At 67.3% G+C, this 20,961-nt stretch carries 17 protein-coding genes; 9 read left to right on the top strand and 8 right to left on the bottom strand.

What is annotated here, in order from left to right:
- Positions 1-205 precede the first annotated feature (205 nt).
- The 6 genes from hutI to hutC all read left to right on the top strand — a co-directional run bounded on the left by hutI (position 206) and on the right by hutC (position 7,920).
- Positions 206-1,423, top strand: coding sequence for an imidazolonepropionase (gene hutI / locus L1F06_RS22125; protein ID WP_129482550.1), 1,218 nt, complete (start codon positions 206-208; stop codon positions 1,421-1,423).
- A complete protein-coding gene (gene hutG / locus L1F06_RS22120) occupies positions 1,413-2,348 on the top strand; it encodes a formimidoylglutamase (RefSeq protein ID WP_129482551.1) in 936 nt (311 codons plus the stop codon). Before hutI ends, hutG begins: the two co-directional genes overlap by 11 nt.
- A 91-nt stretch (positions 2,349-2,439) precedes the next feature.
- Positions 2,440-3,765: a YjiH family protein gene (locus L1F06_RS22115; protein WP_129482552.1), complete on the top strand. Its 1,326-nt coding sequence runs from the start codon at positions 2,440-2,442 to the stop codon at positions 3,763-3,765.
- Between the two features lie 38 nt (positions 3,766-3,803).
- Positions 3,804-5,465 (top strand): urocanate hydratase, encoded by a 1,662-nt coding sequence (gene hutU, locus L1F06_RS22110; RefSeq protein ID WP_129482553.1) that lies wholly within the window; start codon positions 3,804-3,806, stop codon positions 5,463-5,465.
- Positions 5,466-5,582: 117 nt separating this feature from the next.
- Positions 5,583-7,118 carry a histidine ammonia-lyase gene (gene hutH, locus L1F06_RS22105; protein WP_129482554.1) on the top strand — a complete coding sequence of 512 codons (1,536 nt, stop codon included), beginning with the start codon at positions 5,583-5,585 and terminating at the stop codon, positions 7,116-7,118.
- Positions 7,119-7,206: 88 nt separating this feature from the next.
- Positions 7,207-7,920 carry a histidine utilization transcriptional repressor HutC gene (gene hutC / locus L1F06_RS22100; RefSeq protein ID WP_129482555.1) on the top strand — a complete coding sequence of 238 codons (714 nt, stop codon included), beginning with the start codon at positions 7,207-7,209 and terminating at the stop codon, positions 7,918-7,920.
- Positions 7,921-8,035: 115 nt separating this feature from the next.
- Here the strand turns inward: hutC and L1F06_RS22095 are convergent, their stop codons facing one another.
- From L1F06_RS22095 to L1F06_RS22080, 4 genes are all read right to left on the bottom strand, one after another.
- Entirely contained in the window at positions 8,036-8,695 is a 660-nt protein-coding gene (locus L1F06_RS22095) for an endonuclease (protein ID WP_004373600.1), read from the bottom strand.
- Positions 8,696-9,432: 737 nt separating this feature from the next.
- Positions 9,433-10,311, bottom strand: coding sequence for an alpha/beta hydrolase family protein (locus L1F06_RS22090; protein WP_129482556.1), 879 nt, complete (start codon positions 10,309-10,311; stop codon positions 9,433-9,435).
- 1 nt (position 10,312) lies between these two features.
- The gene (locus tag L1F06_RS22085; protein ID WP_129482557.1) at positions 10,313-10,888 is read right to left on the bottom strand and encodes a TetR/AcrR family transcriptional regulator; all 576 of its coding nucleotides are present in this window, start codon (positions 10,886-10,888) and stop codon (positions 10,313-10,315) included.
- 104 nt (positions 10,889-10,992) lie between these two features.
- A complete protein-coding gene (locus L1F06_RS22080; protein ID WP_129482558.1) occupies positions 10,993-11,547 on the bottom strand; it encodes an NADPH-dependent FMN reductase in 555 nt (184 codons plus the stop codon).
- Positions 11,548-11,768: 221 nt separating this feature from the next.
- Between L1F06_RS22080 and L1F06_RS22075 the strand changes: the two genes are divergently transcribed.
- Positions 11,769-11,933, top strand: coding sequence for a hypothetical protein (locus L1F06_RS22075; RefSeq protein WP_177491120.1), 165 nt, complete (start codon positions 11,769-11,771; stop codon positions 11,931-11,933).
- Here the strand turns inward: L1F06_RS22075 and L1F06_RS22070 are convergent.
- Positions 11,930-12,826 carry a LysR family transcriptional regulator gene (locus L1F06_RS22070; protein ID WP_129482559.1) on the bottom strand — a complete coding sequence of 299 codons (897 nt, stop codon included), beginning with the start codon at positions 12,824-12,826 and terminating at the stop codon, positions 11,930-11,932. The two genes, L1F06_RS22075 and L1F06_RS22070, sit on opposite strands and share 4 nt — an antisense overlap.
- A gap of 142 nt (positions 12,827-12,968) precedes the next feature.
- Here L1F06_RS22070 and L1F06_RS22065 point away from each other — a divergent pair, with 142 nt between their 5' ends.
- Both L1F06_RS22065 and speB read left to right on the top strand, forming a co-directional pair.
- Positions 12,969-14,042, top strand: coding sequence for an extracellular solute-binding protein (locus L1F06_RS22065; protein ID WP_129482560.1), 1,074 nt, complete (start codon positions 12,969-12,971; stop codon positions 14,040-14,042).
- Positions 14,043-14,096: 54 nt separating this feature from the next.
- Positions 14,097-15,059 (top strand): agmatinase, encoded by a 963-nt coding sequence (speB, locus tag L1F06_RS22060; RefSeq protein ID WP_004373585.1) that lies wholly within the window; start codon positions 14,097-14,099, stop codon positions 15,057-15,059.
- Here the strand turns inward: speB and L1F06_RS22055 are convergent.
- The 3 genes from L1F06_RS22055 to L1F06_RS22045 all read right to left on the bottom strand — a co-directional run bounded on the left by L1F06_RS22055 (position 15,056) and on the right by L1F06_RS22045 (position 20,598).
- Positions 15,056-17,368 (bottom strand): FdhF/YdeP family oxidoreductase, encoded by a 2,313-nt coding sequence (locus L1F06_RS22055; protein WP_129482561.1) that lies wholly within the window; start codon positions 17,366-17,368, stop codon positions 15,056-15,058. The genes speB and L1F06_RS22055 overlap by 4 nt on opposite strands.
- 141 nt (positions 17,369-17,509) lie before the next feature.
- Positions 17,510-19,069 (bottom strand): acyl CoA:acetate/3-ketoacid CoA transferase, encoded by a 1,560-nt coding sequence (locus L1F06_RS22050; RefSeq protein ID WP_129482562.1) that lies wholly within the window; start codon positions 19,067-19,069, stop codon positions 17,510-17,512.
- Between the two features lie 143 nt (positions 19,070-19,212).
- The gene (locus L1F06_RS22045; RefSeq protein ID WP_004373579.1) at positions 19,213-20,598 is read right to left on the bottom strand and encodes a GntP family permease; all 1,386 of its coding nucleotides are present in this window, start codon (positions 20,596-20,598) and stop codon (positions 19,213-19,215) included.
- Positions 20,599-20,961: the final 363 nt, after the last annotated feature.

Below are 20,961 nucleotides of genomic sequence, written 5' to 3'. Positions count from 1 at the left end.
TGGCCGATGGGCGACGAATGGCAACCATTGTCAGCGCGGTCGCTCGGCCACCGTTGAGCGACAGTGATGGCTCTATGTCGGGCGATCCGCTCGATAATTCGATGGTGTCTGCAGTCATATGACCGTCCGGTCAAAAACATTTTCATGGCTTGACGGTCCGTCGAGTCACTCATATTGTATATACAAAACAAGCAGGGAGAATCCCATGCCGACGCAATCAACTTCGAAACAGCTGTGGCGTGATGTGCAGGTCTTCGATGGCCTGGTGCAGCTGAGCGAGGCGATGACCGTGCTGGTCGAGGACGGGCGCATCGCCGGTCTGTGGCCGGCGCGCGAGTTCAACGAGGCGCACGCCCAGGGCGCCGCCTGCGCTGGTCGCAGCGGAGTGCTGACTCCCGGCCTGGTCGACTGCCACACCCACCTGGTCTACGCCGGCAACCGCGCCGGCGAGTTCGAGCAGCGCCTGGAGGGCGTCAGCTACGAAGAGATCGCCCGCGCCGGCGGCGGCATTCTCAGCAGCGTGCGCGCCACTCGCGCGGCCAGCGAGGACGAGCTGATCGCCGCCAGCCTGCCGCGCCTCGATGCGCTGCTGGCCGATGGCGTGACCACGGTGGAGATCAAGTCCGGTTACGGCCTGACCGTCGCCGACGAGCTGAAGATGTTGCGCGTGGCCCGCCGCCTCGGCCAGCTGCGACCGGTGCGGGTGATCACCACGCTGCTCGGCGCCCACGCCCTGCCGCCGGAATACGCCGGCCGCGCCGACGACTACGTGAGCCTGGTCTGCGACGAGATGATTCCGGCCGCTGCCGCCGAAGGCCTGGCCGATGCGGTGGACGTGTTCTGCGAAGGCATCGGTTTCTCCCCGGCGCAGTGCGAGCGCATCTACCTGGCGGCCAAGGCCCATGGTCTGGCGATCAAGGCACATGCCGAGCAGCTGTCCAATCTGGGCGGCAGTGCCCTGGCCGCGCGTTACGGTGCGCTGTCGGCCGACCATATCGAATACCTCGACGAGGCCGGCGTGCGCGCCATGGCCGAGGCCGGCACCGTCGCCGTGCTGTTGCCCGGCGCCTTCCATGTGCTGCGCGAAACCCAGCTGCCGCCCATCGAGCTGCTGCGCCAGTACGGCGTGCCGATGGCCGTGGCCAGCGACGCCAACCCCGGCACCTCGCCGATCTGCATGCCCACGCTGATGGCCAACCTGGCCTGCACCCTGTTCCGGCTGACCCCGCGCGAAGCGCTGAGCGGCATGACTGCCCAGGCCGCCCGCGCCCTCGGGCGCCTCGACCTGGGGCGGATCGAGGTCGGCGCGCCTGCCGACCTGTGCCTGTGGGACATCCAGCAACCGGCCGAACTGGCCTATGCGGTGCAGGCCGGGCGCCTGCGCCAGCGCGTTTTCAAGGGAGAAGTGGTTTATGCACGCTGACCGTCATTGCATGAGCGCCTGGACCGGCCGCACCGATCCCGAAGCCGACAGCGCGCGCTGGCACCAGCGCATCCGCGTGCTCGGCGAAGCCAGCGAGCCTGGCCTGGCCCTGCTCGGCTTCGCCTGCGACGAGGGTGTGCGCCGCAACCATGGCCGTGTCGGTGCCGCCGGCGCGCCGTCGAGCGTGCGCAAGGCGCTGGCCAACCTGGCCTGGCATCGCCAGGCGCCGGCCTATGACGCCGGTGACGTCACCTGCGAAGACGGTGACCTGGAAGCGGCTCAGGCGCGCCTCGGTCGCAACGTCTGTGCGCTGCTGGATGCCGGCCACCTGCCGGTGGTGATCGGCGGCGGCCACGAGGTGGCCTTCGGCAGCTGGTCCGGTCTGGCCGAACACCTCTCCGGCAACCACGCCCCGAAGATTGGCATCGTCAACTTCGACGCCCATTTCGATCTGCGCGATCCGGCCCATGTGCATTCCTCCGGCACGCCTTTCGCGCAGATCGCCGAGCAGTGCGCCGCGCGCGGCTGGCCGTTCCGCTATGCCTGCCTGGGCGTCAGCCGCGCCAGCAACACCCGCGCGCTGTTTTCTCGCGCCGCCGAGCTGAACGTGCTGGTGCGCGAGGACCGCGAAATCCGCGAGGCCACCCTGGAGGCCATCGGCGCCGAGCTGGACGCCTTCGCCGCCGGCTGCGATGCGCTCTACCTGACCATCGACATCGACGTGCTGCCGGCCTGCGAGGCGCCCGGCGTCAGCGCCCCGGCCGCGCGCGGCGTGCGCCTGGAGTTGCTTGAGCCGCTGATCGAACGGCTCAAGGCCAGCGGCAAGCTGCGCCTGGCCGACCTGGCCGAGATCAACCCCGACTACGACATCGACAACCGCACCGCCAAGGTGGCGGCGCGGCTGATCCACCTGCTCAGCCTCTGAGCACGCAAGCCCGACGCTTTCCCGCACAACAACAACTACGAGGAAACCACGATGTTCACCACCGCCCGCCGCCGCGGCCAGGAGCCGCGCCATGTCTGAGTCCCTGCCGCTGAGCGCCGGCGTGTCGCGCCCGCGTGCGCTGGCCCGTCTGCTGGGGTACAGCCTGATCGGCCTGCTGCTGTTCTTCGTGCCGTTCGAGATCGGCGGGCGTTCGACCATTCTCCTCGACCACGCTGCCAGCGCCCTGCAGGTGCATGCGCGCCCCCTGGTGATCGGCCTGGCGCTGCTGTTCATGCTCTACGGTGCGCTGGCGCCTTGGCTCGACGGCAGCTGGCGGCGCAGTCGCACCCACGGCGTGTTCAGCGTGCTCAAGGTGTTCGGCCTGCTGATCGGCGTCGCCTATCTGCTGCAGCTCGGCCCGCAGGCGCTGTATCAGCCCGGCATGCTGCCGTTTCTGTTCGACAAGCTGGTGCTCAGCCTGGCGCTGATCGTGCCGCTGGGCTCGCTGGCCCTGGTGTTTCTGATCGGCTTCGGCCTGCTGGAGCTGATCGGCGTGCTGATGCAGCCGGTGATGCGGCCGATCTGGCGCACGCCGGGCAAGTCGGCCATCGACGCCGTGGCCTCCTTCGTCGGCAGCTACTCGGTGGGCCTGCTGATCACCGACCGCATGTACCGCCAGGGCCACTACAGCCTGCGCGAGGCGGCGATCATCGCTACCGGTTTCTCCACCGTGTCGGCGCCGTTTATGGTGATCATCGCCAAGACCCTGGGCCTGATGGGTCAGTGGAACCTGTATTTCTGGAGCGCCATGGCGGTGACCTTCAGCGTCACCGCGATCAGCGCGCGCATCTATCCGCTGTCGCGGCTGCCGTCCGAATCCATCCCGGAAGCGCCGCTGCAGAACGGCGAAGGCCGACTGGCCAGCGCCTGGCGCGCCGGCCTGCAGCAGGCGAGCAACGCGCCTTCGCTGCCGATGGCACTGCGCGAGACTTTCCTCGACGGTCTGCGCATGACCGCGGCGATCCTGCCGAGCATCCTCGCCGTCGGCCTGCTCGGTCTGCTCGCGGCCCAATACACCCCGCTGTTCGACGCCCTCGGCCTGCTGCTCTATCCGCTGACCTGGCTGTTCGGCCTGGACGAGCCGATGCAGGTGGCCCGCGCCCTGTCTTCGGGCCTGGCCGAGATGTTCCTGCCGGCCATGCTGCTCAAGGATGCCGACGTGCTGGTGAAATTCGTCACCGCCATCGTCTCGGTGAGCAGCGTGCTGTTTCTCTCCGCCTCGATTCCCTGCGTGCTGGCCACGCGGATTCCCCTGAGCCTGGGCCACCTGCTGCTGATCTGGCTGCAGCGCACCCTGCTCAGCCTGCTGCTGGCCATCCCCCTGGCCTATCTCGCGCAATTTCTGGGCTGGCTCTGACCGCCCACCCTTAACTCGTTCTCCACAGGAGCCCGCAAATGACCAAGTACCGCGACATCGAAATCCGCGCCCCGCGCGGCAACACGCTCACCGCCAAGAGCTGGCTGACCGAAGCGCCGCTGCGCATGCTGATGAACAACCTCGACCCGGACGTGGCCGAGAACCCCAAGGAGCTCGTGGTGTACGGCGGCATCGGCCGCGCCGCGCGCAACTGGGAGTGTTACGACAAGATCGTCGAGACCCTCAAGGAGCTGAACGACGACGAGACCCTGCTGGTGCAGTCCGGCAAGCCGGTCGGCGTGTTCAAGACCCACAGCAACGCCCCGCGCGTGCTGATCGCCAACTCCAACCTGGTGCCGCACTGGGCGAGCTGGGAGCACTTCAACGAGCTGGATGCCAAGGGCCTGGCCATGTACGGCCAGATGACCGCCGGCAGCTGGATCTACATCGGCAGCCAGGGCATCGTCCAGGGCACCTACGAGACCTTCGTCGAAGCCGGTCGCCAGCACTACGGCGGTGACCTCAAGGGCCGCTGGGTGCTGACCGCCGGCCTGGGCGGCATGGGCGGTGCCCAGCCGCTGGCTGCTACCCTGGCCGGCGCCTGCTCGCTGAACATCGAATGCCAGCAGAGCAGCATCGACTTCCGTCTGCGCAGCCGTTACGTCGACGAGCAGGCCACTGACCTCGACGACGCCCTGGCGCGCATCGCCAAGTACACCGCCGAAGGCAAGGCCATCTCCATCGCCCTGCTGGGCAACGCCGCCGAGATCCTGCCGGAGCTGGTCAAGCGTGGCGTGCGCCCGGACATGGTCACCGACCAGACCAGCGCCCACGACCCGCTCAACGGCTACCTGCCCATCGGCTGGACCTGGGCCGAATACAAGGATCGTGCAGCCACTGATCCGGCGGGCGTGGTCAAGGCCGCCAAGCAGTCCATGGCCGTGCACGTCAAAGCCATGCTCGACTTCCAGAAGATGGGCGTGCCGACCTTCGACTATGGCAACAACATCCGCCAGATGGCGAAGGAGGAGGGCGTGGACAACGCCTTCGACTTCCCCGGTTTCGTCCCGGCCTATATCCGCCCGCTGTTCTGCCGCGGCATCGGCCCGTTCCGCTGGGCGGCGCTGTCCGGCAACCCCGAGGACATCTACAAGACCGACGCCAAGGTCAAGGAACTGATCCCCGACGACGCCCACCTGCACCGCTGGCTGGACATGGCCCGCGAGCGCATCAGCTTCCAGGGCCTGCCGGCGCGTATCTGCTGGGTCGGCCTTGGCCTGCGTGCCAAGCTCGGCCTGGCCTTTAACGAGATGGTGCGCAGTGGTGAACTGAGCGCACCTATCGTGATCGGTCGCGACCACCTGGACAGCGGCTCGGTGTCCAGCCCCAACCGCGAGACCGAGGCGATGCAGGACGGCTCCGATGCCGTGTCCGACTGGCCGTTGCTCAACGCCCTGCTCAATACCGCCAGCGGCGCGACCTGGGTGTCGCTACACCACGGTGGTGGCGTGGGCATGGGTTTCTCCCAGCATTCGGGTATGGTCATCGTCTGCGATGGCACCGACGAAGCCGCCGCGCGCATCGCCCGCGTGCTGACCAACGACCCGGGCACCGGGGTGATGCGTCATGCCGATGCCGGTTACCAGATCGCCATCGACTGCGCCAAGGAGCAGGGGCTGAACCTGCCGATGATCGGTTAAGGCACGTTCGCCGCCGGCCCGATGGGCCGGCGCATCAATCACTGCACGTATCGCGACTTCAGCCATTATTCGGCTCTGATTCGCCAGGCGCGAACTCACTCCGTGGAAGAACAGAACATGAACACCCTGAACCTGAAACCCGGCCAGCTGACCCTGGCCGACCTGCGCGCCGCCTACCAGGCGCCCGTGCACCTGACCCTGGACGCCAGCGCCCACCAGGCCATCGACGCCAGCGTCGCCTGCGTCAACCAGATCATCGCCGAGGGGCGCACCGCCTACGGCATCAACACCGGTTTCGGCCTGCTGGCCTCGACCCGCATCGCCAACGCCGATCTGGAAAAGCTGCAGCGCTCGCTGGTGCTGTCCCACGCCGCCGGCATCGGCGAGCCGCTGAGCGATGCCATGGTGCGCCTGATCATGCTGCTCAAGATCAACAGCCTGGCGCGCGGCTTCTCCGGCATCCGCCGCAAGGTGATCGATGCGCTGATCGCCCTGGTCAATGCCGAGGTCTATCCGCATATCCCGCTGAAGGGCTCGGTCGGCGCGTCCGGCGACCTGGCGCCGCTGGCGCATATGTCGCTGGTGCTGCTCGGCGAAAGCCAGGCGCGCTACAAGGGTGAATGGCTGCCGGCCACCGAGGCGCTGGCCATCGCCGGCCTGGAGCCCATGACCCTGGCCGCCAAGGAGGGCCTGGCCCTGCTCAACGGCACCCAGGTGTCCACCGCCTACGCCCTGCGCGGGCTGTTCGAGGCCGAGGACCTGTACGCCGCCGCCAGCGTCTGCGGCGCGCTCAGCGTCGAGGCGCTGCTGGGTTCGCGTTCGCCCTTCGATGCGCGTATCCATGCCGCCCGTGGTCAGCGCGGGCAGATCGACGCGGCAGCGGCGTTCCGTCACCTGCTCGGCGACAGCAGCGAGATCGGCCGTTCCCACGCGGCCTGCGACAAGGTGCAGGACCCGTACTCGCTGCGCTGCCAGCCGCAGGTCATGGGCGCCTGCCTGACCCAGCTACGTCAGGCCGCCGAGGTGCTCGGCGTCGAGGCCAACGCGGTATCCGACAACCCGCTGGTGTTCGCCGCCGAAGGCGAGGTGATTTCCGGTGGCAACTTCCACGCCGAGCCGGTGGCCATGGCCGCCGACAATATCGCCCTGGCCATCGCCGAGATCGGCTCGCTGTCCGAACGGCGCATCTCGCTGATGATGGACAAGCACATGTCGCAACTGCCGCCGTTCCTGGTGGCCAATGGCGGGGTCAACTCCGGCTTCATGATCGCCCAGGTGACGGCGGCAGCATTGGCCAGCGACAACAAGGCGCTGTCCCACCCGCACAGCGTCGACAGCCTGCCCACCTCGGCCAACCAGGAAGACCACGTGTCCATGGCACCGGGTGCGGGCAAGCGCCTGTGGGAAATGGCCGCCAACACCCGCGGCATCCTCGCCGTGGAATGGCTGGGCGCCTGCCAGGGCCTGGACTTCCGCGAGGGCCTGAAGAGCACGCCGGCGCTGGAGCAGGCGCGCCAGACGCTGCGCGCCAAGGTGCCGTACTACGTCGAGGACCGCTTCTTCGCCCCGGACATCGCCGCCGCCGACGAACTGCTGGCCGAGCGCGTGCTGACGCCGCTGCTGCCGGCCGGCATGCTGCCCTCGGTAGGCTGATGCGCGCGGCTTGCGCCCGCTCCCGCAAGTGGGAGCGGGGCGCAAGCTCCGCTATCATCCGCGCACCGGGCATTTCCAAGGAGTCGACGTGACCAGTCCCACCCCGCGCTACAAGGCCATCGAGGATTTTCTCCTCGAGCGCATTCACGGCGGTGCCTATCCGGTCAATCACCAGATTCCGCCCGAGGAGCAGCTGGCGCGGGATTTCGCCGTCAGCCGCATGACCGCCAACAAGGCGATCCAGAACCTGGTGCAGAAGGGCTATCTGGTGCGCCAGGCCGGCCTCGGCACCTTCGTCACCGACCGCAAGGCCGAGTCGCCGCTGCATGAGGTGATGAATATCGCCAGCGAAGTGCGCGGTCGCGGCCATGCCTACAGCAACGAAGTGGTGCGCTGCGAGGCCATTGCCGCCGATGACGAAGTGGCCCTGCGTCTGGGGCTGCGTCTGGGCGCCGAGGTGTTTCACAGCATCCTCGTGCACCTGCAGGACGGCCTGCCGATCCAGCTCGAGGACCGCTTCGTCAACCCGCGCTGGGTACCGCATTACCTGCAGAGCGACTTCACCCAGGTCACGCCCAACGAGGTGCTGGTCGCCAGTTGCCCGATGTCGGATGTCGAGCATGTGGTCGAAGCGGTGCTGGTGGATGCGCGCACCGCCGAGCTGCTGCAGATCGACCCGGCCATGCCCTGCCTGAGCGTGATCCGCCGCACCTGGTCGGACGATCACCTGATCAGCTACGCGCGGCTGATCCATCCCGGCGACCGCTACAAGCTGCGTTCGCTACACAAGCGCAGAGCGTAGGGTGCGCGCGATTTGTAGGGTGCGCTGTGCGCACCAAGCACGCTGTAGTTCGGTGCGCACAGCCTCGGCGGCCCCGCGACACCCTACGGAGCGGCGATATCGAACGCAGCGAGCCTCAATCAGCGATCAGCTGATCCACCAGTGACGGATCGTCGATAAAGCGATTGCGCGTGCCCTGCAGCACCTCGATCTTGTCGTTGCGCGCCTTTTCTTCCGCGTCCGGCGGGTCCATGCGGTGCCAGTTCTTGTACATCGACACCAGGCCGACGATGGGCAGGTCGTACTCCACGTGCATGTAGAAGATCGCCCGGGCGATATTGCCCTTGGCCTCGTCGCGCGGCTCCACCAGCTGGAAGCTGGTCTTCATGTCGCAGCCGATGTCGGCGAACTTGCTCGGCACGTCGGCGGCCAGCTCGGCGAACTGGGCGTTGCGTCGTGCCAGCTCGACGCGGGTCAGGGCCGGGTAGTGGTTGTGCAGGTCCGCCGCGATAAAGGGGTAGCGCGGATTCATGATGGTGCACTGGCGGTCGGTGACGCAGCGCAGCGCGCTCTTGAGCTGCTTGCTGCTGTAGATGGGACTGGCGGTGAAGGTGCTGCCGGGAGTCGTGAACGTCTGGCCGCAGTACAGCGAAGTGCCGCCGGTGCCGTAGAGGTCTTTCCAGAAGGCCTGTTCGATGGCCTGCTTGGGATCGCCCAACTGATTCTGTCCGCTGGCGACGGCAGGCAGGCTGATACAGGTTGCCAGGCAACCGAGAAGCAGGATGGCAGTACGCATGATCGGCCCCAATGACCGCCGTTGACGGGGTCTGTTGTTTTTGTAGGACAAAGTGGAGTCTAGCAAGACGTGCGTCACAGAATAAAGCCGAGCGAATGCTTGGTTGGGTGAGTGTAAGCTTAGGCTTACAAAGGCTGCCGCTTATCGCCACTTCTGATATGTCGGGTACGAGCGTACTCTGCCGTGCATGGATTCAGCGCAGGAAGCGCCTAGAGAAACAGGGACACGCTGGACAGCCACCAGGACGGTGAGCAGATCAGGGATGTCAGGACAACAGTCTGCAAGGCCCCGCAATCGCGGGGTTTTCTTTTTTTGGGCGTTCGCCCGATTCCGCAATTTCCCGCGATTTCAGCTGCATCAGACCACACCATTCGGCCACCCACCCCGGGCAGGCGTTCGCCAGACAGCGGCCGCAGGAAGTACAGGGTCATATTCGCCTCGGGCGAAAGGCGAGTGCGCAGCGAGATTGGTGCACGCAGCCCACCCTACGAATGTCCGACCGCTCTGCCGTAGGGTGCGCCATGCGCACCAATGTTTCCGTGCGCCATCGCCGGTACGCACCATGCGCCGATGGTTCCGTCGTCCTGGCTGGTGCGCACAGCGCACCCTACGCGAATGTCCGACCGCTCTGCCGTAGGGTGCGCCATGCGCACCAATGTTTCCGTGCGCCATCGTCGGTACGCACAATGCACCAATGGCTCCGTCGCCCTGGCTGGTGCGCCGCGCACCCTACGCGGTCAGGCCGCCTGGCGGCCGGCCTGCAGTTGCTCGAACCAATCCAGGGTTTCGTCCCACAGGCGCTGGGCGGCGGGGCGGAAGTAGCCCATATGGCCGATATTGCCCAGGCCCTCGGCCTGCGAGTCGAGCGTGCGGGCCAGGTAGGGCGCGTTGACATAGGCGGCCATGAAGGCATCGCGCGAGGCGGGTGGGGCCCACAGGTCGTCCAGGGCATTGAGCGCCACCATGGGGGTGCTCACCTGGGCGAAACGCTCGGCCAGCCCCGGCATCTGCGGGTCGTCGAAGAAGTAGCGCGGGTAGCGGCACCAGCGCTTCCACTGGCGGTACACGCCCATGGGCAGATCCTCGCCCATGCCCAGCTTGCTCCAGGCCAGGTAACCCTTGTAGCGCGTCATCAGCGGGCCGATCACGCGCCACATGGCCAGCACGCGAACCTGCTCGGCCCTGGGCATCCAGCCATGCCAGCCGGCACCGGTGCCGAAGGTGTAGAAGCCGGTCACCTGATCATGATTGGGCAGCAGGCCGAAGGCATGCCCGCCGAAGGAGTGGCCGACCATGAACAGCGGGCGTTCGGCATGCCGATGCTGATCCACCGCGGCCGCCAGATCGAGGTGGGCCCAGTCCAGGTAGTCCATCTCGAAGCCGCGCAGGCTGGCCGGCCTGGACTGGCCGACGCCGCGGTAGTCCAGGGTCAGGGTGGTGAAACCGCGGCTGGCCGCATGTTCGGCGAAGCGCCGGTAGAACCCCTGTGGCACGCCGGTGGCGCCGGCGATCAGCAACTGCGCCCGTGGCTGTGGCGCGTGGTAGCGGGTGGCGCTCAGCTGATAATCGTCCAGGGCGAGCAGGGGCAGGGTTTCGCTGCGGATGGTGGCGTTCATGTCATCTGGGCTCCGTACGGTGCTGACGGGTCAGGTGGAGCAGCGTCTGCGCTGCCTGTTTCAGCGGTTCGCTGGTGCCGGCGACGCGGGCCTGCAGCAGCCCGCCTTCGTAGAGCGCGACGAACAGCGCGGCGAGGCCTTCGGCCTCGGGGTAGCCGTGCTGCTGCAACTGACGCTGCAGCGCATGACGAATGGTGCCGAAGGCCTCGGCCAGGGCGACGCGGATCTCGCCGTCCTCCGGGCCGCTCTCCAGGGCGACGGTGGCCAGCGGACAGCCGCGCTCGAAGGCACTGCCCTGCAACTGGCCGAGGGCCGACTGCAGCCAGGTCGCCAGCGCATCGAGCGGCTCGGGCTGATGCTCGAACAGAGCGGCGAAGGCCTGTTCGGCGCGCCGGCCGACACGCTCGATGGCCGCCACCGCCAGTTCCGTCTTGCCGCCGGGGAAGTGGTGGTACAGGCTGCCCTTGGGCGCACCGGCTCCGGCCAGCAGTTCGTTCAGGCCAACCCCATGCAGGCCCTTGCGCTGCAGGGCGTCGATCATGGCGTCGATCAGTTTGTCGCGAGTGGTCTTGGTCATGGGTGGGATTATGTAGACCGGTCGGTCTAATGGCGAGTGTCATTCAGGCCGCGGATGAGGGCATATCGGCAGAGCGAGTCGCCGCCCGGAGGCGGCGCAGTGCATCAGGCGTGCTTGGCCACCCAGGCCGCGTAGGCGTCGATGAATTTCTGCAGGAAGGGCTTGATGCCGTCGCTCAGCGTGCCGCTGTCGTCGAAGAAGCTGCCGGCGCCGCCGAGGTAGGCCTCCGGCTGCTGCATCATGTGCACGTCGAGAAACACCATGCACTGACGCAGGTGGTGGTTGGCGCCGAAGCCGCCCATGGCCCCCGGCGAGGCGCTGAGCACGGCACCCGGCTTGCCGCTGAAGGCGCTCTGGCCGTAGGGGCGTGAGCCGACGTCGATGGCGTTCTTCATTGGCGCCGGCATCGAGCGGTTGTACTCCGGGGTGACGAACAGCAGGGCGTCCGCGCCCTTGAGCTTGGCACGGAAGGCGCTGTAGGCCGGCGGCGCCGGGTCGACGTCGATGTCCTCGTTGTACAGCGGCAGTTCGCCGATCTCGACGATCTCCAGTTGCAGCGAAGCCGGCGCCAGTTCGGCCAGGGCCAGAGCCAGTTTGCGGTTGATCGAAGCCTTGCGCAGGCTGCCGACCAGTACGGCGACCTTGTGAGTCTTGCTCATGGAAACTCCTTGCGGCGGGAACGAAGGGGAGTGGTCAACTATAGACCGCCGTTCATCACCTGCCGGACGCTCTGGCTTGAGCCTCGCCGTCGATCGGGGTCATAAAGGCGTCATGTTGCGAGCACAGTCTGATGTGCAGCGTCCCGTTTCGAGCCGTTCGGCTCATCTCCTGCCTAGCGATCCTTCGGCCATGTTCGGCCAGCACCGACGAGGACAACGTCATGGGCATCCATTTCCCCCTGGGCTTCGATCCACAGCTGCAACTGGAAGCGGAAGCTCCCGACGAACGTGACCTGCATGCCGATATCGTGGCGATTCTCGCTGCGCTGGAAGCCTTGGCCGCTGAGCTCAGGGCAGACGGTGAGCAGCGCGTGCAGCGCCCCTAGCCCGCGGCGAAGGCCGCCAGCAGGTCATCGGCGAAGGCCAGCTGCGCTTCGCTGGGCGTATGACCACGGTGGCTGGCCAGGCGAAACTGCACGGTGAAATCCCAGTCGCCGGGCAGGGCGCGCAAGCTGCCGCGGGCGACCCAGGGCTGGGCGATGTGCTCGGGCAGATAGCCCAGGTGAGCGCCGGAGAGGATCAACGCCAGGCTGCCCTCGACCTGCTCGCAGCGCGCGCTGCTGGTGCCGCCCTGCCAGGGCTCGTCGGCACTGATGAAGCGGTAGGGGTGCACGACGCGGTCGCAGCTCTGCAGGTCATCGACGCTCAGCGTCTCACGTGCGAACAGCGGGTGCTGGCGGCCGCAGTACAGGCGCTGGCGCTCGTCGAACAGCGGGTGATAGTCCAGCGCCGTCTGGCTGCCGGAGAAGTAGCCGATGGCCAGTTGCAGCTGGTCCTGCAGCAGACGCCGTTCCAGCTCGGCGGGCATGGCGCTGAGCAGCTCGATCTGTACCGCCTGGTTGCGCCGGCGGAAACGCCCGATGGCCACGCCGAGGCGCTCCAGTACCTGATCGGGCAGCGCTTCGGAGAGGCCGATGCGCAGCTCGCCGAGCAGCTTGTCGGCCATGCCCTGGGCCTCGCCCTTGAAGGTCTCGATGGCGGTGAACAGCTTGCGCGTGGCGGCCAGCACCTGCTCGCCCTTGGCCGTCAGGCGAAAGCCGGCCTTGCCGCGTTCGCACAGGCGAAAACCCAGGCGCGTTTCCAGTTTGGCCATCTGCGTGCTGATGGTCGACTGGCCGATGCCCAGCTCGCCTTGCGCCGCGCTGAAGCCACCGCTTTCCACCACGGTGACGAACAGCCGCAGCAGTTGCAGATCGAGGTCGCGCAGTTGGCTGAGCATGGCGGCTCCCAAACATTGATAAGGATCGATGTTGGAGTAGATCACTTCGTATTTATCCGAAGCAACGGCGGGCGCAGCATGCCGACATGCCCAGCCTCCGCAGAAGAGGTGCGGCCAACCGCATCTGCCCGAGGATCGAACCATGCGTCTCGCTGCAAGCCTGCTGCTTCTGACCATCGCCACGCCGCTGCTGGCCGAGCCGAAACAGCTCAACCTGTACAATTGGGCCGACTACGTGGCGCCGCAGGCGCTTGCGCGTTTTCAGGCCGAGACCGGCATCCGGGTCAAGTACGACACCTTCGACAGCACCGAGGTGCTGGAAAGCAAGCTGCTGACCGGCGGCAGCGGCTACGACCTGGTCTTTCCCGCTTCCAGCGGCCTGGCCCGAGCCATTCAGGCCGGGGCGCTGCAGCCGGTCGGCGAGCTGAAGCATGCCGGCAATCTGGACGCCGAGCTGCTGGCCAAGCTGGCCAGCGTCGACCCCGGCAATCGCTTCGGCGTGCCCTATACCTGGGGCACCGTGGGCCTGGGCCTCAACCGCCAGGCGCTGGAGCAGCGTCTACCCGGCGTGGCCCTGGACAGCCTCGATCTGCTGTTCCGGCCCGAATACGCCAGCAAGCTCAAGGATTGCGGCATCGCCGTGCTCGACTCGCCGCAGGAGGTGATCGCCATTGCCCTCAACTACCTGGGCAAGAATCCCTACAGCAATGCGGCCAAGGATCTCGAGGCGGCTCGGGCACTGCTTGCCGGCCTGCAGCCGAACCTGCGCTATGTCGGCAGCGCCCGGCATATCGACGATCTGGCCAACGGCAGCCTGTGCCTGGCGCTGACCTACACCGGCGACGCCGGCATGGCCGCCGCACGTGCCGCCGAGGCCGGGCAGCCGTTCGAAGTGGTCTACCGCATCCCGCGCGAGGGCACGCTGATCTGGTTCGACACCATGGCGATTCCCGCCGATGCGCCGAACCCCGAGGCGGCGCGGGCCTTCATCGACTTCATGCTGCAGCCCGAGGCCATCGCCGAGCTGAGCAACGCGCTGTTCTTCGCCAACGCCAATGCCGCCGCCACGCCGCTGCTGGACGAGGCGGTGCGCGGCGACCCGGATATCTACCCGCCGGCCGCGGTGCGCGAGCGCCTGTTCCCCGAGCAGGTGCAGGGCCCGCGCGAGCAGCGCCAGCGCACCCGCCTGTGGACCGCCTTCCGCAGCCAGTACTGAGCCCGTAGGAGCGAGCTCTGCTCGCGAACATCACCGAAAACGAGTAGCCGACCCATGGACCAAGCCTTCGACAACGACCAGGCCATCACCCGCGCCAGCCTTTACGGCACCGCCGCCGAGCCCACCTACGCCGGCATCACCAGCTTCATGCGTCGGCGCTACACGCGCGACCTCAGTGGCGTGGACCTGGCCATCAGTGGCGTGCCCTTCGACACCGCCACCACCAACCGCCCCGGCAGCCGCTTCGGTCCGCGGGCGATCCGCGCCGCCTCGATCCAGTCGGCCTGGGCGCGGCATTACCCCTGGGAGTTCGATCCCTTCGATGTGCTCGCCTGCATCGACTACGGCGACTGCCTTTTCGACCACGGCACGCCGCAGCACACCCCGGCGGCGATCGAGGCGCACGCCACGCGGATCCTCGAGGCCGGCGCCGCCATGCTTACCCTCGGCGGCGACCACTTCATCAGCTACCCGCTGCTCAAGGCCCATGCCAGCAAGCACGGCAGGCTGGCACTGATCCACTTCGACGCGCACAGCGACACCTGGCCGGACGAGGAGGTCCAGCGCATCGACCACGGCACCATGTTCTACCACGCCGCGCGCGAGGGCCTGGTGGACCCGGCGCGTTCGGTGCAGGTCGGTTTGCGCACCACCAACGACGACGTGATGGGCTTTCAGGTACTTGATGCCCGCGAGGTGCAACGCAGCACGCCGGAGCAGATTGCCGAGCGCATCCGCGCACGGGTGGGCGACCATCCGGTGTACCTGACCTTCGATATCGACTGCCTCGACCCGGCCTTCGCCCCCGGTACCGGCACGCCCGTATGCGGCGGGCTATCCAGCCACCAGGCGCTGGAAATCCTGCGCGGCCTGCGCGGCATCAACCTGGTGGGCATGGACGTGGTTGAGGTGGCGCCGCCCTACGACCATGCCGAAGTCACCGCGCTGGCCGGCGCCACCCTGGCGATGGAGATGATCTGCCTGTATGCCGCGCGCCATAAGCTCGGCATGCGCTAGCGCGCCTGGGCCATGGCGATCAGGCGGCGCAGGGTCACCGGGATCGACTTGGCCGCCGGCACCTTGGCCTTCTCCTCGTGGTGCCAGAGCGGCAGCAGCGGGTTGCACTCGGGGTAGTAAGCGGCGCAGCAGCCTTCGGGGATGTCGTGCGGGGTGACGCGCAGCGGCCCGACCGAGCGCTGCACGCCGTCGTCCACGGCGGTGCTCACCTGCACCTGATCACCCTCGTTCAGCGCCAGCCGGGTCATGTCGTTGCGGTGCATGAGAATCACCGAGCGGGTGCCATGAATGCCGCGGAAGCGGTCGTTGTAGCCATACACCGTGGTGTTGAACTGGTCGTTGCTGCGCACCGTCATCAGGTTCAGCACGTCGCGGCGCTCCGGGTCCGGCTCGACGTCGTCGTTCACCGCCAGGGTGCTGGGCACCATGAAGTTGGCCCGGCCGCTGTCGGTGGCCCATTGCCGCTGGCTGGCCCCCAGCGGCCGGTGAAAGCCGCCGGGCTCGAGCATGCGCGTATTGAAGTCGTGGAAGATCTCCGGATAGCTGCCGGCGATGGCCTCGCGGATCAGCCCGTAGTCGGCCACCCAGGCGTCCCAGTTCATCAACGGGTTGTCGGGCAGGGTGGCCTTGGCCAGCGCGGCGATGATCGCCGGTTCCGAACGCAGCAGTTCGCCGGCCGGCTTGACCACCCCCTGCCAGGCGCGGATGCAGGCGGTGCTGTCTTCGGTGGTGTGGTACTGCAGGCCGCTGGCCTGCCTGTCCATTTCGGTGCGGCCGAGGCAGGGCAGGATGTAGGCCTTCTCGCCATGCACCAGGGCGCTGCGGTTGAGCTTGGTGACGATCTGCACGGTCAGGCGCAGCTTGCTCCAGGCCGGTTCCAGGCGATGGCTGTCCGGTGCGGCGCGGACGAAGTTGCCGCCCAGCGAGAGGAAGGCGCGGATGCGGCCGGCGATGATGCCCTCGCAGGCATCGACGGTGCTGACGCCATCCTCTGCCGGCACCTCGAAGGCGAACTGCTCGCGCAGCCGCTCCACCGGCACCTGCGCCACCTGTTCGGTGATGCCCACGGTGCGCTGGCCCTGCACGTTGGAATGGCCGCGCACCGGGCAGATGCCGGCGCCTTCCTTGCCCAGGTTGCCGCGCATCAGCAGCAGGTTGACCAGCATCTGGATGTTGGTCACGCCGTGGCGATGCTGGGTCAGGCCCATGCCGTAGATGGCGATGACCCGCTGGCAGCCGGCATAGACCTTGGCTGCGCCCTCCATGGCGCCGCGGGTCAGGCCGCTGCGGCGCTCCAGGTCCGCCCAGGCATAAGCGCGGACGGCCTGCTCGAAGGCTTCGAAGCCCTGGGTGTGCTGCTCGATGAAGACGCGGTCCAGCACGCTGGGCTGGCCGCTGGCGAGCGCCTCGTCGTCCAGCGCCAGCAGGGCCTTGCAGATACCGGCGATGGCCGCCACGTCGCCGCCGATGGCGACCTGGTGATAGTGGGTGCTGACGACGATGGAGTGGCCGCTGAGCATCTGCGTCGGCGACTGCGGGTCGGTGAAGCGCTCCAGGCCGCGCTCGCGCAGCGGGTTGAAGGTGAGGATGGGCGCGTCGCGGCCGCGCGCGGCCTCCAGGTCGTGCAGCAGGCGCGGGCTGTTGCTGCTGGTGTTGTGGCCGAAGATGAGGATGCCATCGGTCTTGGCGAAGTCGTTGAGGGTGACGGTGCCGACCGGTACGCCGATGCTCTCCGGCAGCGCCACCGAGGTGCTCTCGTGGCACATGTTGGAACTGTCCGGCAGGTTGTTGGTGCCGAAGCGACGGGCCAGCAGCTGCCACAGGTAGGAGGCTTCCAACGAGGCCCGGCCGGAGGCGTAGAACACCGCCTGATCGGGGTCATCGAGTGCCTTGAGCTCGGCGCCGATCTCGGCGATGGCCTGATCCCAGCTGACGGGCAGGTAACGGTCGCTGCTGGCATCCCAGCGCATCGGGTGGGTCAGTCGGCCCTGCTGCTCCAGATCGTAATCGCTCCAGTTACGCAGCTCGCTCAGGCGGTGCTGGGCGAAGAACTCCGGGGTGCAGCGCAGGCTGGTGGTTTCCCAGGCCGTGGCCTTGGCGCCGTTCTCGCAGAAGGCCAGCGGTTTGGAGGGGTGCGGCTTGGCCCAGGCGCAACTGACGCAGGCAAAGCCGCTGATCGGTCGATTCTGCTTGAGCAAGGCCATGGCGCCGGTCAGCGGGGCACGCTCGCGCAGCAGGATGCTGCCCACCGAATAGGCCGAGCCCCAGCCGCCCGAGGGGCCACGATAGGGTTTGAATCGGGGTTTCATGCTCCGTCTCCCTGGCTCGTCGTCTTGCAGTTACGACGGAGGGGGCGGGGGATGGTTCAGGTTGTTTGCCCGCGCATGGCGCGAGCGGAGCGTCGCGTGCCGGCCAAAAAAACGGGCCCGTTCAGGCCCGCGAGTTCACGCTCAAAGGTTTTCCAGGCACTGCGCCAGGCCGATGGGCTCGGGGCGGAACAGCCGTGCGTCCGTCAGCTTCGGCTCGCGCACGATGGGGGCGAAGTCCATGCGCGCGAGGATGTCGCGCTGGATATCCACACCCGGCGCCACTTCGATCAGCTCCAGCCCTTCGCGGCTCAGGCGCAGCACGCAGCGCTCGGTAACGTAGAGCACCGGCTGGCCGCGTTCGGCAGCCAGGCGGCCGGCGAAGGTGCGGTGCTCCACCTCGGCGACGAACTTGCGCAGTTCGCCGTCCTGAACGATGCGCAGCTGGCCGTCTTCGATGCGGATATCCTGTTTGCCGGCACTGAAGGTGCCGACGAACACCACCTGCTTGGCGTTCTGGCTGATATTGATGAAACCGCCGGCGCCGGCCAGGCGCGAACCGAATTTCGACACGTTGAGGTTGCCCGCCGCATCGGCCTGGGCCAGGCCGAGAAAGGCGATGTCCAGGCCGCCGCCGTCGTAGAAGTCGAACTGGTAGGGCTGATCGAGCAGCGCGCTGTGGTTGCTCGCCGCGCCGAAGTCCAGGCCCGAGGCCGGCACGCCGCCGATCACGCCGGGCTCGGCGGTCAGGGTCAGGCGCTCGATCACACCTTCCTCGGCGGCCACCGCGGCGACGCCCTCGGGCATGCCGATACCGAGGTTGACCACCGCACCGCCCTTGAGCTCCAGCGCGGCGCGGCGGGCGATCAGCTTGCGCACGTCCAGCGGCATCGGCGCCAGGCTGTCCACCGGCACCCGGGTCTCGGCAGCGAAGGCCGGGTTGTAGGCGGTGGCGAAGGTCTGCTGGTGGTTGGCCGGTTCGGCTTGCACCACGCAGTCCACGAGGATGCCGGGGATCTTCACCTCGCGCGCATTCAGCGAGCCGCGCTCGACGATGCGCTCGACTTGGGCGATCACCAGCCCGCCGCAATTGCGCGCGGCCATGGCGATGGCCAGGCTCTCGATGGTCAGCGCCTCGCGCTCGAAGCTGAGATTGCCGTCGGGGTCGCTGCTGGTGGCGCGCACCACCGCCACGTCGATGGGGAAGGTCGGGTAGAACAGGTAATCCTCACCGTCGATGGGCATCAGCCGCACCAAGTCGGTTGTGGTGCGCGCATTGAGCTTGCCGCCGCCATGGCGCGGGTCGACGTAGGTGCCCAGGCCGACCCGCGACAGCTGCCCCGGCTTGCCGGCGGCGATGTCGCGAAACAGCTGGGAAATCACCCCCTGCGGCAGGTTGTAGGCCTCGATACGGTTGTCCACCGCCAGCTTCTGCAGCCCCGGCACCAGCCCCCAGTGGCCGCCGATCACTCGCCGCACCAGGCCCTCGTGGGCCAGATGATTGAGGCCGCGACCCTTGCCGTCGCCTTGCCCGGCGGCATACACCAGGGTCAGATCGCGCGGCGCCTGTTCAGCGAGGAAACGCTGCTCCAGGGCGATGGCGATCTGCTCGGCGAAGCCGATGCCGACGAAGCCGCCGGTGGCCAGGTTGGCGTTGTCCGGGATACGCGCCACGGCTTCGGCGGCGGTCATGATCTTGCTCATTGCGGGTACTCGTGACGAAGGGGTCATGTAGGAGCCGGCTTGCCGGCGATCCATGCGGTTCAAAAGCATCGCCAGCAAGCTGGCTCCTACACCTTTTGCTGAGCGACAGTGCAGCGTCTGGAGGGCTCCTAGAGGCTTATGGCTTAGAAGCTGCCGAACAGCGTGCCCAACGTGATGACCACGGCCAGCGCCATCAGCGGGAAGGCCACGGTGTTGACGAAGATGAACTTGTACGACTCGCGGTGGGTGAGCTTGCAGATCGCCAGCAGCGAGATCACCGCGCCGTTGTGCGGCAGGGTGTCCATGCAGCCCGAGGCCATGGCGGCGACGCGGTGCAGCAGTTCGGGGCTGATGCCGGCGGCGTTGGCCATGGTCAGGTACTGCTCGCCCAAGGTCTTCAGCGCGATGGACATGCCGCCGGAGGCCGAACCGGTGATACCGGCGAGGATGTTCACCGCCACCGCTTCGGAGATCAGCGGGTTGCTGGAGACGCCCAGCACCAGGTCGCGGATGACCACGAAGCCGGCCAGGGATGCGATCACCGTGCCGTAACCCACCTCGGCAGCGGTATTGAGGATCGGCAGCATGGAGCCGAAGGCGCCCTCGTTGACGCTCTTCTTCAGGTCCATCCAGCGTTTCCAGTGCAGGGCGATCAGCAGCACGATGGCGGCGCTGAGGGCGACGATGATCGACCAGATGCCGATCAGCGACTTGGCGTCCTGCAGGCCGCCGTATTCCGGCTTGGCCAGGTAGCTGGTGTCCACGGCCGGCAGGATCTGCTTGGCCATCAGGAAGTTCAGCGCGATCACCACGAAGATCGGCAGCAGCGCCAGCCAGAAGCCGGGAATGTCGCGGCGTTCTTCGCTGACCGGATCATCGCGATGCTCGCCGTAGCCTTCGCCGGCAGCCATCAGCTTGCGCGACTGCGCGGTGAGCCACCAGGTGCCGAGGCCGAACATAATCAGGCCGGCGATCACCCCCAGGCCCGGCGCGGCGAAGGCGTCGGTGCCGAAGAAGGGGTTGGGAATGGCGTTCTGAATCGCCGGGGTGCCGGGCAGCGCGGTCATGGTGAAGGTGAACGAGCCGAGGGCGATGGCACCGGGGATCAGGCGCTTGGGAATGCCCGCTTCGCGAAACAGCGCAGCGCCGATCGGATACACGGCGAAGGCCACCACGAACAGCGACACGCCGCCGTAGGTGAGGATGCCGCAGGCCAGCACGATGGCCAGGATGGCGCGCTCGCTGCCGACCTTGGCAACGATGCCGTGGGCGATGGCGCGCGCCGATCCCGAGTCGTCCATCAGCTTGCCGAACAGGGCGCCAAGCAGGAACAGCGGGAAGAACTGGATCACGTAGCCGCCCATGGCCTTCATGAACACCTGGGTGTAGGTGGGCAGCAGCAGGCCGACGTCGCCGGCGAACAGCAGCGCCAGCAGGGCCAGCAGCGGAGCGAGGATCAGGACGTTGATGCCGCGGTAGGCGAGGTACATCAACAAGGCGAGAGAAATCAGAATACCGAGGGTACCCATGGGTGGTTCCTTTTGTTGTTGTTCTGCCGGCTCAAGGCCGTTGTCTGCGAAAGCGCGCCGGAGGCAGCGCAGCTTTGCCGGATATAGAGCCAGAGTCGTGCCAGGCCGGCATAGGACTTTCGGCGAAGGCCCTGCAAGGCCCGTGCGGCGCAGGTTTCGGGATTACGCGCGAGGTCTGCATGGCCAGCCGAGCCGTGAGCCCGTGTCTGGATTTCTGGATTGGTCCAGATTCATGGACTCGACCGGCGCGATACATGTCCAGATTTCTGGATCTACGCCCCGCACCGGCGCCGCTGCGTAGCCCGGATGCAATCCGGGGCCTGGGGCTTCTGAATCGCTGGCCTTTAGGCGCGAGCTTGCTCG

Source organism: Pseudomonas hydrolytica, from assembly GCF_021495345.1.
Lineage (GTDB): Bacteria > Pseudomonadota > Gammaproteobacteria > Pseudomonadales > Pseudomonadaceae > Aquipseudomonas > Aquipseudomonas hydrolytica.
The sequence above is the reverse complement of the archived record's forward strand: the minus strand, read 5'-3'. Positions and strand labels throughout refer to the sequence as shown.